This window comes from Nostocoides japonicum T1-X7 (assembly GCF_001046855.1).
In the GTDB taxonomy this organism is placed as follows: Bacteria; Actinomycetota; Actinomycetes; order Actinomycetales; family Dermatophilaceae; genus Nostocoides; species Nostocoides japonicum.
The window spans coordinates 388,920-405,082 of sequence record NZ_HF570958.1 but is presented as its reverse complement, the minus strand read 5'-3'; the positions used below and the strand labels follow the sequence as shown (position 1 = coordinate 405,082).

Annotated in this window: 9 protein-coding genes, 2 tRNA genes and 2 pseudogenes; 8 read left to right on the top strand and 5 right to left on the bottom strand. The window is 69.1% G+C overall.

Going from position 1 to position 16,163, the window contains the following annotated elements:
* Positions 1 to 528, top strand: a 528-nt coding sequence (locus BN12_RS01820; RefSeq protein WP_048549780.1) for an SAF domain-containing protein, incomplete at its 5' end; no start/stop codon positions are given.
* A gap of 122 nt (positions 529 to 650) precedes the next feature.
* Positions 651 to 1,013 (top strand): large conductance mechanosensitive channel protein MscL, encoded by a 363-nt coding sequence (mscL, locus tag BN12_RS01815; RefSeq protein WP_048549779.1) that lies wholly within the window; start codon positions 651 to 653, stop codon positions 1,011 to 1,013.
* A 158-nt stretch (positions 1,014 to 1,171) separates the two neighbouring features.
* On the opposite strand, the gene BN12_RS01810 is transcribed toward mscL, so the two are convergent.
* The 4 genes from BN12_RS01810 to BN12_RS01795 all read right to left on the bottom strand — a co-directional run bounded on the left by BN12_RS01810 (position 1,172) and on the right by BN12_RS01795 (position 9,028).
* Positions 1,172 to 3,409, bottom strand: a complete 2,238-nt coding sequence (locus BN12_RS01810) for a hypothetical protein (RefSeq protein ID WP_048549778.1) — start codon at positions 3,407 to 3,409, stop codon at positions 1,172 to 1,174.
* 27 nt (positions 3,410 to 3,436) lie between these two features.
* Positions 3,437 to 3,511 (bottom strand) — tRNA-Arg (locus BN12_RS01805).
* Between the two features lie 367 nt (positions 3,512 to 3,878).
* Entirely contained in the window at positions 3,879 to 8,126 is a 4,248-nt protein-coding gene (locus tag BN12_RS01800; RefSeq protein ID WP_235432270.1) for an AAA domain-containing protein, read from the bottom strand.
* Positions 8,127 to 8,311: 185 nt separating this feature from the next.
* Positions 8,312 to 9,028 (bottom strand): TetR/AcrR family transcriptional regulator, encoded by a 717-nt coding sequence (locus tag BN12_RS01795; RefSeq protein ID WP_048549777.1) that lies wholly within the window; start codon positions 9,026 to 9,028, stop codon positions 8,312 to 8,314.
* A gap of 63 nt (positions 9,029 to 9,091) precedes the next feature.
* Here BN12_RS01795 and BN12_RS23315 point away from each other — a divergent pair, with 63 nt between their 5' ends.
* The 3 genes and pseudogenes from BN12_RS23315 to BN12_RS01780 all read left to right on the top strand — a co-directional run.
* Positions 9,092 to 9,583 (top strand): DoxX family protein, encoded by a 492-nt coding sequence (locus BN12_RS23315; protein WP_053079923.1) that lies wholly within the window; start codon positions 9,092 to 9,094, stop codon positions 9,581 to 9,583.
* A 198-nt stretch (positions 9,584 to 9,781) separates the two neighbouring features.
* Positions 9,782 to 9,854 (top strand) — tRNA-Arg (locus BN12_RS01785).
* A 416-nt stretch (positions 9,855 to 10,270) separates the two neighbouring features.
* Positions 10,271 to 11,391 (top strand): annotated as a pseudogene (locus tag BN12_RS01780) (IS701 family transposase); the annotation flags it as partial.
* Positions 11,392 to 11,805: 414 nt separating this feature from the next.
* Here BN12_RS01780 and BN12_RS01775 read toward each other — a convergent pair.
* Positions 11,806 to 12,555 carry a DUF5131 family protein gene (locus tag BN12_RS01775; RefSeq protein ID WP_048549776.1) on the bottom strand — a complete coding sequence of 250 codons (750 nt, stop codon included), beginning with the start codon at positions 12,553 to 12,555 and terminating at the stop codon, positions 11,806 to 11,808.
* 230 nt (positions 12,556 to 12,785) lie between these two features.
* On the opposite strand from BN12_RS01775, the gene tcmP reads away from it, so the two are divergent.
* The 3 genes and pseudogenes from tcmP to BN12_RS26630 all read left to right on the top strand — a co-directional run.
* On the top strand, positions 12,786 to 13,895 hold the full coding sequence (gene tcmP, locus BN12_RS01770; RefSeq protein WP_048549775.1) for a three-Cys-motif partner protein TcmP: 1,110 nt from the start codon (positions 12,786 to 12,788) through the stop codon (positions 13,893 to 13,895).
* Positions 13,896 to 14,048: 153 nt separating this feature from the next.
* Entirely contained in the window at positions 14,049 to 15,575 is a 1,527-nt protein-coding gene (locus BN12_RS01765; RefSeq protein WP_048549774.1) for an SIR2 family protein, read from the top strand.
* Positions 15,556 to 16,116 (top strand): annotated as a pseudogene (locus BN12_RS26630) (reverse transcriptase/maturase family protein); the annotation flags it as partial. The gene BN12_RS01765 and the pseudogene BN12_RS26630, both read left to right, overlap by 20 nt.
* Positions 16,117 to 16,163 lie beyond the last annotated feature (47 nt).

Sequence of the window (16,163 nt, the reverse complement as noted above, 5' to 3'; positions counted from 1 at the left end):
GCGGTGCGAGTCCTCGCGCCGCCCGCGCCCGCGTCGCGCACCGTCGTCGTCGCCGCCCACGACGTGCCGGCCGGCGCGACCCTCGCCCCGGGTGATCTCGAGACGCGGCGCTACGCCTCCTCCCTGGTCCCGGACTCGACGGACCTGACCGTGCCTGCGCTCGCAGGTCGCGTCGCGGCCGGCCCCCTCCGCGCGGGGGAGATCGTCACCGAGAGCCGGCTCGTCGGTCCGAGCCTCCTCGACGGTCTGCCGGCAGGGACCGTCGCCGTCCAGGTGTCGACCTCGACCCTGGAGTCCGTCGTCCGACCGGGCCGGCGGGTCGATGCCTACGTCGTGGGCAACGCGCAGCCCGCCGCGAGCGCTGCGCTCGTCCTCGCCGTCCTGCCGGGAGGGGAGGCGTCGGCGTTCGGCGAGGCGCGGCATACGACCGTCGTCCTCGCCGTCCCCGAGGGGTCCGTGGGCCGTCTCGTCCCCGTGGCGGGATCCGGCTCGCCCGCATCCGCCGAGGTCAGCCTCGCGGTGCGATGAGCGGGGCGAGTGGCCGACAGGCCCCGTGAGGGGTACCCTGCCGTCTCGCATGTACCGGTCGGGGACGCAGTGCCGCGTCCGGGGTCCCGACCGCCCACGACATCGACAGATCGGAGCACCCCGTGAAGGGCTTCAAGGACTTCATCATGCGCGGCAACCTCATCGAGCTCGCCGTCGCGTTCATCATGGCGGCGGCCTTCGGGGCCGTCGTCACCGCGTTCACCAAGATGATCCTGGACATCCTCGGCAAGTTGGGCGGCACGCCTGACTTCTCCTCCTACAAGCCGGGAGGCATCAGCGTCGGAAACTTCATCACCGCGCTCATCTCCTTCCTCATCCTCGCGTTCGTCGTCTACTTCTTCATCGTCAAGCCCTACGAGATGGCCCGGGACCGGCTGACGAAGAAGCCCGAGGAGGAGCCCGAGGTCGACGTGCAGGTCGAGCTGCTCAAGGAGATCCGCGACGCCCTCAAGGCTCGCGGCTGACCATCGTCACCGAGTCACCCAGGGTGGTTCCCTGAACCACCCTGGTTCGGTCTTCTCGAAGCTCCCGACCGTCGATGATGCGGTCGGGAGCTTCGTCGTGGTGGGGGTGTCTGAGTACCGCGCTGATCACGTAGGCCGATCCGATGGGGTGGACGGCTCTAGCGTCCGGACCGGCTCGACAGCGCCCAGTGAGGTCCGACGCTCCATCCCAGGAACGGGCGCATGCCGTCACGCGGTCCACGGCCGGCAACCACCGAAGCCAGCCCGTCGATGACGTCCGACATCGGCCGCCGCGACGCCGACGGCAGAGCGCGCAGGTCATCGACACGTGACGGCAACGCATCACCCGGAATCAGCGACAGGAAGAACACCGCCTGTCGCCAGGCGTAGGCCGCGTCCTTGATCGCTGCGAGCGGACGCTCCTGTCGCTGAGCCAGTTCGAGGAGTCGGGCGGTACACCCCGCGGCGGCCTTCGCCAGGTCCTCCGGGGAGCGGGTCGGCTGCACGCCACCGACCCCGAGTAGGGCCGCGAGGTTGTGCGTGGTGAGGACCTGCTGACGCTCGATGATCATGCCGTTGCGGACCACGGACCACCGATTCCCCTGGGGGACACCCCGCGAGCACAGGTCCGCGAAGGTGACCGGCAACGTCTCATCGCTGCCACGAAAGATCCAGCGACCTCGACGTCGCCGCTTCGGCTCCGGCTCCGGGATGGACAGCACCTCTGCGACGTCGAGGTCGTAGTACCGCTCGTAGAGCGACCCTCGCAGGAACTCGGCGGCGAGTCTCGCTGCGCGAGTGAACCTGGGTGAGAAGCGGCCCATGAAGATGTCGGCAGCCAGCTCCTCGGTGAGGGGAACGTCTTCGCCCCCCGTGGCATACAGCGTCGCCAGCTCGCTGATCAGCGGATTGGGCAGGATCGTGCCCGGGAAGGAATCGATCGCCAGCGCAGCCACTCGTCGTGCCACCCTCGCGGGGTCGTCCGGGCGTCCGACGGCCCGCGCGACCGTCATCGCCGCGCCCACCCAGGGCAGCTCCGTGAACTGGACCTGCTTCCGGAGGTTGAGCAGCAAGAGCGTGCGTCGGCGCCGGAACGCGGCGTAGGTGGCTCCCATGAGGGGCCCCAGGTCGGGGTCGTCGACGGATGCTGACACCTGTCGTGCCGTGAGCGCAGGCACGAGCTCAGCCAAAACCTCCGCGGACGGAACGACACCCTTCGCGACCAGCTCCTCAGCCGGCGCCGAGAGCCCGAGACGCACCTTCCGTCCGACCGATCCGGGCATCGCCGTCAGCGCCGGGACACCGCTGGCGGCCTCCTCGTCCGGCGTCACAGGGGCCAGGAGGAGGTCGATGTCCAAGACCCCCTCGTCGGGCCGCATCGTGGCGAGACGAGCGGCAGCAACCGTCGCCACGCGACGCTGGGCGGGCAGCGCGGCGACTTCTACCTGTGTCCGCCGCAGGGTGGCGGTGGCAGCGTCGTCGACCGCGCCCCGCTTGGCCTCCACGCAGGCCAGGACGTGCCGGACCCGGCCCCGCCACCGTTCATCGAGCTCGCCGACGAGGGCGGCCCGCGTCGCGGCGACGAGGATAGCGAGATTCTCCTTCGGGTGGCGGTACTTCCGGCAGCGTGGGTGGTCCTGCAGCGCCGAGTCATATGCCGTGAGCAGCGTCTCGGCCGTCGCGGTCGCCCCAGCCCCCCACGCGAAGTCAGCAGCCGAGCGACCGGCCCAGAACGCCACGAAGCGGTCGGTCAAGGGAATCCAGACCGACAAGGCCTCGCGTTGGGTCTCGACCCGACTGTTGGGTGCGATCCTCTCCAGGGACGCCTGCACGTCGGCGGCCGATCGGCGGTACACGTGCTCGGCAGGCATCGTCGACGGGCGACCGGCGCGCGGCATGAACCGCAGCGACGCGGCGTAGGGGCGCAGGGTCGCCAGAAGATCCAACGCGGACGCACGGTGGCCCTGGCGGGTGAGCGCCGCCACCGTGAGCAGCGCACCGTCCTCGGGCAGCCTCACCTCGTAACTGCGGCTCTCCAACAGGAGCCACAGCTCCTCCATGCCGGCGTCCGTCAGGTAGGACGCGAAGAGCGCCTCACGGGAGCGGGGCAGACCCAGACGTTGGAGCCGCTCGAGCTCGTCGTCGTCGAATGGCCCGCCCGCCCTGGCCCTGCCCGTCGCGAATCCGCCACGGGCGACATCGAGGGTCACCCATGCGGGAAGGCCGCGGACGGGCGCTCGAGAGCCGACGTCGATGCGACCCTCAGCCATGCCTTCGAGCACGCTCGCCCAGTCGCGCACGCGAACGTCGGCGCGCTTGCGGGTCTCCGCGTCCTCGTGCTCGGTCGCGGTGGCGAGGGCACGAGCGAGCTGGGCGTGCGCGTAGGCGTATGTCATCCCCAATTCCCCTCCTGCGATGGTCCGTGGCCGACGTGGCAGGTGCTGCCCCTGCTCCCTCCGGGGCCGCAGCCCGGTGCTCTGCTGATGAGCTACACGTCGCTGTCCGTCGTCTCGGACCGGGACCACGATACGGCGTTCGGCGACAAATCACTCCCTGGTTTCCGAGACGCGCACTCATGCTGCCCCCACGCGCGTGAGGCGGTCGAGGCCTACTCCCAGTGGGGTGGGCGCTGCTCCTGGAGCCAGCGGTCGTGGGCGTCCTCGTCGCGCCGTTCGCCCCACCCGGCATCGGTGTCGTCACTCGTCTGGTCCGGTGGGCGACGGACCCGGCGTCTGCGAGGAGGAGCCGCTCGTCCCGTCGCGTCCGCCCCGCCGGCGGGGTCCACGCCCTCGGGTGCGCCAGCGCCCCGACGGTCTCCGGTGGGCTCGACGGCCGGGGCCTTCGGAGAGTCCTCGTCTCGCCCGGTCACGACGAGGCCGTCCCTCCGGGTTGTTCGGTGATCGGTGCATCGGCCCGCCGGCCGGGTTCAGAGCCGCCCGTCGCGTCGCCGCCTGGCTCGGCAGGCCCTTCGGGCGCGTCAGCGGAAGGAGCAGCCGACGGCGCATCGGCTGCGAGGGATGCGTCCGGGGTCGGCGTGTCGACGGTGAAGCGGGCGGCGTTGAGGATCCGCGACACGTCGCGCGCGGGGTCGCGGAAGAGATCGGTCGTCCAGACCCGGACGTGCGTCCAGCCGAGGCGGGTCAGGTGCTCCGGACGCAGGCGGTCACGGTCCCGCACGCTGCGCATCGCCGCGTACGAGGGTCCGTCCGCCTCCACGGCCAGCGCCGGGCTGCCCTCGTCGAGGGGGTCGACGACGAGGTCGATCCGCTGGCGTGAGCTGCCGTAGTCCTCGTGGACGGTGAGCCCCACGGCGCGCAGGCGCCGGGCCAGCTCGCCGACGACGACGGAGTGGTCCGCCGAGACCGTCGCTGGTCCGCTCCCTCCCGGGCTCGGCACGGATGCCGCCTCGTGCGTGGCGGGCGCCTCCGGCGCGTGCGACTCCGCAGTGAACGAGCCGTCCGGCTGCCCGTCCGGCGCGCCTCCTCCGCCGGGGCCCGCCGTGGCATCCCCGCCGACGCCCGAGTCGCTGTCGTGCCCGGTGCCCGAGTCGCCGTCGTGGCCGGCGCCCGGGGCGACGTCCTCGCCGATGCCCTCGGTGACGGGTGGACGGCCGCCCGTCGCGGCATACGCGAGGTAGTCCCGGAGGAGCTGGGCACCCCGTGCCTTGAGCCGGGCGGGGTCGAGGTCCTCGGCGGCGAGCGAGGAGACGACGGTCATCCGCCGGCGGGCCCGGGTGACGGCGACGTTGAGGCGCCGCTCGCCGCCCTCGAGGTTGAGCGGGCCGAACCGGTGCAGGACCCGCCCGTGCGGAGTCTTGCCGTAGCCGATCGAGAGGATGACGGCGTCCCGCTCGTCGCCCTGGACGCGCTCGAGGTTCTTGACGAAGAAGGGCTCGGACCGGTCGTCGGCGAAGAAGCGCTCGACCCCGGGTTCGCGGCCCACGGCCCGCCGCACCGCGTCCTCGAGGCGAGTGGCGTGCTTGATGCCGAGGGCGATGACGCCGAGCGACTCGGTAGGACGGGTCCGCGCGTGCTCGAGGACGAGCTCCACGACCCGGTCCACTTCGGCCGTCGTCGTCTCGACGGCCTCGTCGCCCTCGGCGATGACCCCCTGCCCGTCGACGAGCTCGAGCCGCAGCACGTCCTCGGACGGGGCACCCGGGAAGGTGACCAGGCTGCCGGCATACACCTCGTCGTTGGCGAAGGCGATGAGCCGCTCGTCCTGGGACCGGTAGTGCCAGGACAGCTGCCGCGTGGGGAGGGCGGCGGAGAGGACGTCGAGGATCGACTCGAACCCCTCGGTGAACCCGTCGTCGGGAACGTCCCCGAGGTCACCCGGCGTCGCCGTGAAGAAGGTCGTCGGCGGCAGCTGGCGCTCGTCACCGGCGACGACGACCTGGCGGGCGCGGGAGATGGCGGAGATCGCCTCGGCCGGGGGGATCTGCGACGCCTCGTCGAAGATGACGACGTCGAACCAGTGGCCCGGCGGCAGCGTCGAGGCGACGACGAGCGGCGACATGACCCAGCACGGCTTGACGGCCGTCACGAGGTCGCCGGCCACGGGAAGCAGGTCGCGCAGGCTGCGGTGCCGTCGGGCGCGGGAGGCCTCCGCGCGGACGAGCGCCTCCTGCTGCGGGACGTCCCGGCGGACCTGCTCGACCCGGTCGGAGACGGCGGCGCGCACGCGGGCCGCCGTCTCCGAGAGGTACCGCCGGTCGGCGACGGCGTATGCGTCCTCGGCGCCGCGGAGCGCGTCGCCGGAGTGGGCGCCGTAGGCGGGGTCGCGGAGGGCGAGCTCCTCGATGAGCGAGGTCCACCAGATGTGGTCGAGCTCGGCGGCGACGTGCTCGGGCCGCAGGTGGCGGTCGGCGAAGTCGTCGACGATGGGCTGCAGGCCCGCCGACCGCATCTCGTCGAGGGTGCCGATGACGGTCGGGATGATCGCGAGACGCTCCGGCCGGGCGTCGAGCGCGGCGAGGCGGGCACGCAGCTCCGGCAGCGCAGTGTGCAGGAGGTCCCCGCCGGCGGCGGTCTCCTCGAGGTGCTCCCCGAGCCAGCGCAGGTCGGCGGTGAGGCTCTCGTATGCCGACTCCGCCGCGTCGAGGTCCGCCGGGATCTCCGGGCGTCCCCCACCGCCGGCCATCGACCGCCACACATTGCGCTGCTCGCCGGCCTCGAGGAGGGCGGCGTGCAGGTCGGCCGGCGGGGCGCCGGGACGCAAGAGGCCACGGGCCTGCCGACGGAACCGGCGGCGGGCGAAGAACCCGAGGTCGCTGCCGTGCTCCCGGCGGTACTGGCTCGTCCCGGTGGCGGCGACGAGGTCCTCGAGCGGGATGTCGAAGACCTCGGCCCGGAACACCTCGAGGGTGTCGCGCACGCGACTCACGGCGCCGAGGGTCTGGCCCCAGTCGGCGACGGTCGACGCCTCGGGCAGCCGGACCTTGGCGAAGACCTCGTCCATCGTCCGGCCCATCGCATCGACGCTTCCGCCGGCCAGCCGCGCCGTCACCTCGCGGGCCGTCGCCGCCTCGTCGGGCGTCGTGACCCGGGCGCGGTACCACGGGTCGTCCACTCCTTCGCTGTCCCACGCCCCGAGCGTCCCGGCGTGGGTGAGGTCGCGGGCCAGCTGCTCGACGTCGGCCCTCGTGAGCCGCCGGAGCGTGTCGCCGCGCAGCCGGACGCGCGAGCGCGGGGGCGGGTCCGCGAGGGTGAGGGTCGAGACCGCCTCCTGCGCCGCATACGCACTGACTCCCCACGGCTCTCGTATGCCGTGCAGTGCCGTGACGTGCTCGGTGAGCGTCTGCCTCCGGGCCCGCAGGTCACGCAGCGTGGCTGCCGAGTCCGGGCCGCCGCGGCCGTCGGATCCCGCCGTCTCGATGGCCGCCTCGAGCGCGGCACCGAGCTGCTGGGCCGTCCGCCGGCGTGACGCGGCGCCGTCGTAGAGGTCGAGGACGAGGCCGCCGAGCCCTGCCGTGTCGAGCCGGTCGACGACCGCGTCGATGGCGGCGCGCTTCTCCGCGACGAAGAGGACCCGCTTGCCCGCGCCGGTGAGGGTCGCGATGAGGTTGACGATGGTCTGCGACTTCCCCGTGCCGGGCGGGCCCTTGATGACGAGGTGGGCGCCGGACCGCACGGCCTCGATCGCCGCCACCTGGGTGGAGTCGGCGTCGAGGACGAGGTGCTCGCGCTCGGGATCGGCGTCCTGGGTGGGCCCGTCGGGCAGCTCGTCGCGGACGGCCTTGAGCGCGTCAGGGTCACCGGCGAGCGCCGCGACGACGTCGTGGTTGGCCAGGTCGGCACCCTGCTCGGCGAGATCGGCGACCATCGGCAGCTTCGCATACGAGAAGTTGCCGACGACGAGACGCGGGTGGACCTCGAAGTCCGGGAGGCCCGCGCACAGCGTGGAGAGGGTGGCGTAGACGGGGTACGGGTCGAAGCCGCCCGTCACCGTCGCCATCTCCTCCAGGGCGTCCACGTCGAGGGCGATGCCCTGCTGCTCGGTGAGGTAGTGGCGCAGGACGGGGTTGAGCTCGACCTCCTGGCCGAGGTCGACGATGAAGTCGTCCTGGGCGGGGCTCGTCGGCCGCAAAATGCACGAGCGAAGCAGCACCGGAGCCGCGGGTCGGCGGGTGGCCTTCCGCTCGATCCAGGTGGCCATCCCGATGGCGATGAACCCCGTCGCGATGCCGCGCTCCTCGCGCAGCTCCTTCGTCTTCGCGGCGATGGCCCGTGCCCGTCGGCGGGCCTCGTCCAGGGCCGCCCGCTCCCTCACGAGGCCGCTCAGCTTCGTCGGCTTGCCGGCGAGGAGGGAGGCGAGCCCGCCGGGGTGCGCGGTCGTGAGGTCGAGGGTTCCGGTCGGCAGGTCGCGGTACCAGAGGAGCGTGTTGCGGCCGCCGAGGTCGACGAGGTGGCGGGTCCAGGCCTGGACGGCGTTCCGCACCCGGGTGCCCCGGGGGTCGGGGTCCGGCTCGGTGGGTTCGCCCTCTCCGTCGGCGGGCTGGGGGATCTCCCGTCCTCGCTCGCTCTCCCGCGCCTCGGCGCCCGGGCCCTCCGGCACGGCGGCGGAGGCCTCGGTCGGCGTCTCGTCGGTCGTCCCGGGGTGCTCGTCACTCACCTCAGCAGGCTAACCGCTTCCCCCCGCCGGACCGCGGACGGCAACGCCCTGTGGGACGCCGGAGATCGTCGCTCGTCGGGTGCGTCCGACGATGGGGTATGCGGGGTGGCCGGCCGTCCCCCGATCGCTCGTCGTCTGCGAGAGCTACCCCGGGAGGACGATAGTCTTGTCCCGGAGGACGTTGTCTACTGTCGGCCCCGCTCCTGTCGGTCGTGTCGGCCCCGTTGCCTGCGCGTCGCCGTCCTTGCGGACGGAGCCCTCTCCTGGGGTCTCGGCAGATCCTTGGGGATGTCGTCCGGAGTCTTGTCCCGTGTGCGCATCGTCGCGAGGACCCGGTCGACGACGACCGCGGGCAGGTCCGCCGGGATCGGCCGGTGCGCGACGAACCGTCGGTAGAAGAACGGTGCGGCGAGCAGGTCGACGATGACGTCAGGATCGATGTCCAGCGTGATCTCGCCGCGCGCCTGCGCGTCCGCGAGGAGCCGCAGCGCCGGTGCCCGTCGACGTCGGGTGAGCTCGGTATGCAGGTCGGCGAGCTCGGGGTAGCGCTCCGCCGCGTCGATGAACGCGGCCATCAGCCGCGGGAAGGGCGTGTCGGTCAGAGCGCGGACGAAGCCGTCGAGGATCGCGACGAGGTCGGCTCGCAGGTCTCCGGTCGACGGCTGCGGCGCGGGTCGGAACTGCGCGTCCATGGCGTCGACGAGGAGCGCCGACGCGGACGGCCAGTGCCGGTAGAGCGTCGCCTTGCTGGCACCCGCCTGGCGGGCGACCGCCTCCATCGTGAAACCTCGCATACCGGCGTCTGCGAGCAGCTCGAGTGCCGCCGACAGGATTCTGCGCCGCGCGTGGACACCACGGCCCACGGGGTCCGGGGCGTTGCTGGAGGCGGTTCCCTGGAGCATATCGATACGGTACAGTATCGATAGTTAGCGAAACGCGAACGTTTCGATCCGAGGTGGTTCACGATGTCCAACCAGACCTCCGACGCAGAGCTCAGGTCCACGCATACCCCTCCCGTCCTTCGGGGCACCAGCCATGCTCTTCGGCGCCCCCGCGCCGCGCGGGCCGCATACCTCACGACGACGTCGATCGTGCTCATGGAGTCCCTGGCCGGCGGCATCCTCGATCTCACCCGTCAGGCGCCGTTCTATCCGGCGATGCTCAGTCTCGGCTATCCGCCGTACTTCGCCGACGTCCTCGGCACCGCGAAGCTGCTCGCCGTCGCCGCGCTTCTCGCCCCTGGGCTGCCGCGGATCAAGGAATGGGCGTATGCGGGGATCCTCATCAACATGCTCGGGGCTGCCGCATCGCACCTCGCGATGCACGATGGTGTCGGAAACGTCGTGCCGCCAACGGCTTTCGCGGTCATCACGCTCGTCTCCTGGGAGCTGCACGGCAGCGTCGGCCCGTTCACCGCGGCCCTGCGCCACCTGCGCCGCCCTCCGGCGAAGCAATAGGTTTGACCGCAACGACGCCGATGCGGCCCTCGGCCCGGCTGGTCCCGCCGCGTCCCTTCCGACGCGTCACAGTGCGTGGGCCGGCGCGGTGATCCCGGCGCGCCCTCGGGCTTCTCTGCGACCTTCTCCCCGTCCTCCACCTATGATGATCCGTGCTGGTCGGCGGTGGGTGTCGGATATGCCCTCGGCGCAGCCCCCGCCCCCGTAGCTCAGGGGATAGAGCACCGCTCTCCTAAAGCGGGTGTCGGCAGTTCGAATCTGCCCGGGGGCACGTCGCCGCAGCGGAGCAAGGCGTCGTGCCCCCGGGCAGATGATGGGGAGGCTCGAACGGAGTGAGAGCCGGAGTCTGCCCGGGGGCACTTGGCGTTTTTGCTGGTCAGCGGCCTGTCTTGGTCTTCTTGGCGTGCTTTGGTGAGGACTTCCCTTTGGCCCGGGTGCCTGTGAGGTGCCCAGAGGGTCCGCCCTGCGCCAGGTCGACCCTGTCGATGGCGGCCCGGTCGGCGTCGGTGCCCATGAGGTGGCCGTAGGTGTCAAGGGTCAGCTTCGCCGTAGAGTGGCCTAGTACTACAGCCGTAGATCGGGATCTGTGAGTCGGGTGTGGACTCGTCGTGGTCGGTGTGTCGGCGTTGATAGGTGCGGCCACCGCGTCGGCATCGTTTGTTTGTGTGGAACAAAGAGACCGTGGCGGTGGCCGCGTGGGACAGCGTAGACGTTGAGGGTTGGGACGCGGCGTTTGGTGAGGTGATCGACCGGATCCGGCCGCGGTTCGCCCGGTTCGAGCCGGTGCGGCACGCGGCGGCGTTGATGCGGGGGCTGTTGTCGGGGCTGGACCGCAAGAACTGCTGGACGCTGGCGGAGCAGGCCGGTGCGGACAGCCCGCACGGGTTGCAGCATCTGCTGGGGCGGGCCCGGTGGGACGCCGACGGGGTGCGGGATGACCTGCGCGGGTATGTGGTCGAGCACCTGGGCGATCCGGAGGCGATTCTGGTGCTGGATGAGACCGGGGACCTGAAGAAGGGCACCGCCACGGTCGGGGTGCAGCGGGGAGTACACCGGCACCGCCGGCCGGATCGAGAACTGTCAGGTCGCGGTGTACCTGACGTACGCCACCCGGGCCGGGCACGCGTTCATCGACCGGGCCCTGTACCTGCCCAAGTCCTGGACCGATGACCGGGACCGGTGCGCCGCCGCCGCGGTCCCGGCGACGGTGCAGTTCGCGACCAAGCCGGCGCTGGCCGCGGCGATGATCACCCGCGCCGTGCAGGCGGGGACACCGGCGGCCTGGGTGGCCGGGGATGAGGTGTACGGCGCCGATCCGACGCTGCGGGCCACGATCCGGGCCGCCGGGCTCGGCTACGTGATGCAGGTTGCCGCCAACCGGCAGGTGCCCTGCGCCGCGGGCCGGCAACGCGTGGACTGGCTCGCTGCGGCCCTGCCGCCGCAGGCCTGGCAGCACCGCTCGGCCGGCGCCGGCGCCAAAGGCCCCCCGCCGCTACTCCTGGGCCTGGATCCCGCTGGAGCCGGAACATCGACCCGCCCGCCCCGGGCAGGACGATGAACCAGAAGGCGGGCAGCACAGCCTGCTGATCCGCCGCAACGACGACACCGGCGAGCTGGCCTACCACCGCTGCTACACCCCACGCCCGGTCCCGCTGTCCACCCTGATCACGGTCGCCGGGAACCGGTGGCGCATCGAGGAATCCTTCCAAGCGGCCAAGACCCTCCTCGGACTGGACCAGCACCAGGTCCGCCGCTGGGACTCCTGGCACCGCTGGACCACCCTGGCCATGCTCGCCCACGCCTTCCTGACCGTGGTCACCGCCACCGAACGCGCCACTCACCCCGCCCCAGACGGGCTCATCGACCTGACCCTGTACGAGCTACGCCGACTGTTCACCGCGCTCCTGCTCAGGGCGGTCCCCACCCTCGAATCGGTCCTGGCCTGGTCCCGATGGCGCCGACGACACCAAGCCCGCGCCCGCCAATCCCACTACCGCAGAAGAGGACACCACACCAACGAACCCGAAGTACGGCTGTAGTACTAGCCTGCCTGTCTCAGATCGAGGGTTCCCGAATAGTGCTCGACGACTGCGTAATTCGCGGCTGGGGCGCGGTCGAGGTGATGCCGTCCCCTATCGGGCCCGCGCCGGGGGGAAGTGGCTTCTACCCCATGGAACGTTAATCGCGTTCCGAACCAAGGCAAGGCGAGTGACTCGTCCGCCTCAGCGGGCCGTAGCGAGAGCGGGCATGTCGTCCCAAGTCCGACCCTCGAGTTGGCGTCCGTTGGCCTTGGGGGTGCGGCCGCCCCACTGCTTGAAGAAGAAGTCGACGTCTGCCTCGACGCACTGGTCGCGAATGTCTTCGACCCATGCGGGATCCATCGGCCTAGCTCGTGGCCCGGACTCTCCGCCGGCGATCACCCAGTCGATGTCGTCGAGGTTCAGATTTGGCAGTGCCGTGATGAGTGGCTCGCAGGACAGAAACCTGGTTGAAGCTGGAACGCTACGCAGGTGGTCGATGCGATCGACGGCGTCGAATGACTCCACCGAGACGCCCATCCACACGTTGTCTGGCCAGTCCAGCTTATCCGCGATCCGTGCCATCCGGTGAGCGCGCTTTGTGAGCACCTGGTAGGTGTGCTGGGGGGTCGCCCGCATAACGTCGAAAACTTCGCGGATGAAGTCGAGCGGCACCTTAGCGTGGAACAGATCGCTCATTGAGTTCACGAATACGACCCGTGGTGTCCGCCAGCCGTACGGCTGTTGCAGGGCGCGGGGGTGAATCGTGACGCCAAAACCAGGTCCGGAGGTGCGGGGATCGCCGTCGTTCTGATACTTCTCGGCGCCCATCGCCTTCAGACGCCTGGCTAGCGCAAGGGCGTAGCAGTTGTCGCATCCAGCAGCGACGCGGTCACAGCCGGTTACCGGGTTCCAGGTGACTTGGGTCCACTCGATTCCGGTACCAGTCGCCATGACCGCCTCCTGTCCCGGTCGCATCGAGTCCGCTTGACCGCTCACCATACCGCGAACATGTGTCACTCAGGCCACTTCGGCAACATGCACGGTACCTCGTCAGGCCTTGCCACGTTCTGAGTGTCAACTGCGCAAAACTCACGCAACAGGCTTCATACTCGTGCGATGTGAGTGAGACCACGCCGTTCGTCGGCGGGGTTTGATGTCCAGTGCGAGGGAGGTGCACTTCGATGTCCGGCACGAATCCCGTCCCGTGGGAGGCCGACGAGCACACCAAGGCGAAGCACGCCCTGTATGCCCAGTACCTGAGCAAATGGATGCCGATCATGGTGAACGGGTGGGGAGCCAACATTACCTACGCCGAAGGCTTCTCCGGGCCGGGGGTCTATCTCGATGGCTCCCCGGGATCCCCAGTCATTGCCATGCGAACGCTCGTCGACGATCCAGACATTCGCACCAAGGTGAAACGTGGCGGGCTGCGGTTCGTGTTCATCGACCACGACCAGCGCTGCATCGACATGCTTCCCGGCGAACTCGGCAAGGCTGCGTCCCCTGTCACGCTCGGCGACCTCGCCGCTCACGGTATCTACCTCACCATCGAGAAGGGCAAGTGCGAGCCCGACCTTGAGCGGGTCCTCACAGCCCAGAACGCCTGGCAGCGCCCCATCCTCGCCGTACTCGACACTTGGGGCGGTGCGGTCTCATTTGACCTCGTCAAGCGGATCGCGGACAACCCTGGCAGCGAAGTCATCATCACCATGCAGCCCCAGTACTTCGCCCGATTCGCGATCGCAGACGAGGTCACCCATGGCGACAGAGTGTTCGGGAACAACCGGTGGCGTGCTGTGTCCGAACAGCCTTCTGGCTCTAAGGACCGCTGGCTGCTCCAGCGCTACCGTCATAGCATCAGGGCCGCCGGATTTCCGTTCGTCCTCGATTTCGAGCTTATCGACAAGCGGGGGCAGTCGCTCTTTCTAGTCTTCGGGACTACCCACCGCAAAGGTTTGATCAAGATGAAGGAGGCCATGTGGGAGGTCGACGACGTCGCCGGCATCGGGTACCGCGATCCCCGAGACCCGGATCAGCAGGCCCTCGCGATCGAGTTCGAACCGAACACTGCGCCGCTCAAGCGCCTGATCATGGACCACCTCAGCACGCTCCCCAACAATAGGGCAGTCATCCGTGACTTGCGCAGCTTCGCTCTATTCAACACAGTATTCAAGGAAAGCCAGGCCATGGCGGCTGTCCGGGAGATGGTCGCGGCCGGGCTGCTCGTCCCGACCGACAACCCCGCCGGCTCTGCGAGCCTTTCGTTTGGCAACTCCGTCGGCTTGCCCTGAGGGCCAATGGGAGGATCCACGCATCTGCTTAGGCGGTGCGTGGCCTATCCGTACAGAGCAGCCAGACTCAACGTCGCCGCGTATCGCGGATTCCTCGCCGTCGGCTTGGCGGAGTTGCCGCCTACTGTCAGCGCACGGCCCTAGGGTGGGCCCATGGCAAAGGTCGAGGACTACCTGCGCGAGCATCTGCACTCGTTAGCGGGTCCCTACCTCTTCGTCGGCGCGGGACTCTCGCGCCGCTATGTTGGTTTGGGCGACTGGAAGGGCCTACTCAGTCATTTCGCCGACATGACGAGCCAGCCCTTCGAGTACTACCGTGGCGCCGCCGGCGACGACTACCCGAAGGCCGCGTCCATGATCGCGGATGCCTTTTACGACAAGTGGTGGAATGACCCGGTGTTCGCGGATTCCGTGAAGGACTGGAAGGACTCGGTGACGGCCCGAGACTCGCCCCTAAAGTATGAGGTAGCGAAGTACACACGCACAGCGATGGACGACTTCTCCATCCCGCCCGATCTCGAGGCTGAGTTCGAACTGCTCAAAGATGCCGTGATCGACGGCATCATCACAACGAACTACGATCGGCTCCTGCTGGAGGCATTCCCGGAATTCCGGCCCTTCGTAGGACAGGACGAGTTGCTCTTCTCAGACACACAGGGAATAGCTGAGATCTACTACATCCACGGGTCGGAGCGCCGACCTGATTCTCTCATTCTTACCGCTGAAGATTACGCGGACTACAACGCCCGGAACGCGTATCTCGCGGCCAAACTGGCCACCATCTTCGTAGAGCACCCGGTCGTCTTCCTTGGCTACAGTCTCGGCGACCAAAACATCCAGGCGCTGTTGGAGTCGCTGATCACTGGCCTTCGGCCGGAAAACGTCTCCAAACTGCAGGATCGGCTCATCTTCGTGGAGTGGAATCCGGTGGAGCTGCCGGACATCGCTGCCACGGTTATGAACGTGAGCGGCGTATCGGTGCCCATCATCCGCGCCACCGTGCCGGACTTCACCGAAGTGTTCACCGCGCTCGGTGCCCGAGACCGAGCGATGCCAGCCCGCATCCTCCGAGTCCTGAAGGAGCAGGTCTTCGAGCTGGTGAAAAATAATGACCCCGATGGACGTCTAGTTGCTGTTTCCCCCATCGAGGACGACGGCGACACCCTAGATGTCGTGTTTGGCGTCGGCGCCAAGATGACTGCGGTCGGCGTTGTCGGCCTCTCTCGGTGGGATCTCATGGACGAGGTGCTCCAAAGTCCCGACCGCGACGTGCCCTGCGACCTGGTCGTCGGCAAAGCACTCGGCAAGCACGCGATCACTACCTACCTGCCGGTCTTCAAGTTCCTGGTAGGCGCTGGCCTCTGGAAGGACGGCAAATGGACCCCCAAAGTCACGGTGAACGCGGCAGCTAAGAAGCGCGCGGACAGGTACGCGGGGATGTTCGGCAAGCTCAGGCCGGAGCCGAAGCTATTCACGCTGGCCGAACTGGAGGCGGACAGAGGAGTGGAAGGTATCTTGAATTGCGCCATGAAGCTGCCGTCCCTAACAGACGATGTCGAAGGACTTCGTGAGTTCCTCATCCGCAATAAGGCCAGGCGGTCCCAGGGTTGGTGGGCTACCCAGTACGGGAAGGCCACAGTGGCCTACGACTGGATGCGTTATGGCCGCCGTGACCCCTGATCGCGGGCGTCCAATCGGACGCGACTCATCAATCACCTCCCTCACACACGCCTCCTTGAACTCCGGAGAATACCTCTTCGAAACCAACTCGCTCCTCTTTCCAGTCAACCCAAAGAAATCAGATCTTTGGGGCCAACTGTCCAAGACTCGCCGGGCACCTCATAAGGCGTTCCTCAAGGCCGGGGTTCTCACCGAACTCGGCGAGAACAAGGACACCCACACCGGCACTCCGCAAGGTGGCATCCTGTCCCCGCTGCTGGCCAACATCGCGTTGTCGGTGCTCGATGAGCACCTGCACGGTGGATGGAAGCCGACCGGTGACATGGCCACGTCCAGCATCCGCGCCCGACGAAGGCGAGGCGGCCAGGCGAACTGGCGAGTCGTGCGCTACGCGGACGACTTCGTCGTTCTTGTGCATGGCACCCGCGACGACGTTGAGGCTCTGCGCGAAGACATCGCGGACGTGTTACAGCCTTTGGGTCTGCGGCTCTCGGAGACCAAGACCCAGGTAGTGCACATGAGCGAGGGGTTCGACTTCCTCGGCTTCCGCATCCAGTGGAGACGCAAGTACGGGTCGAAACAAGTGGC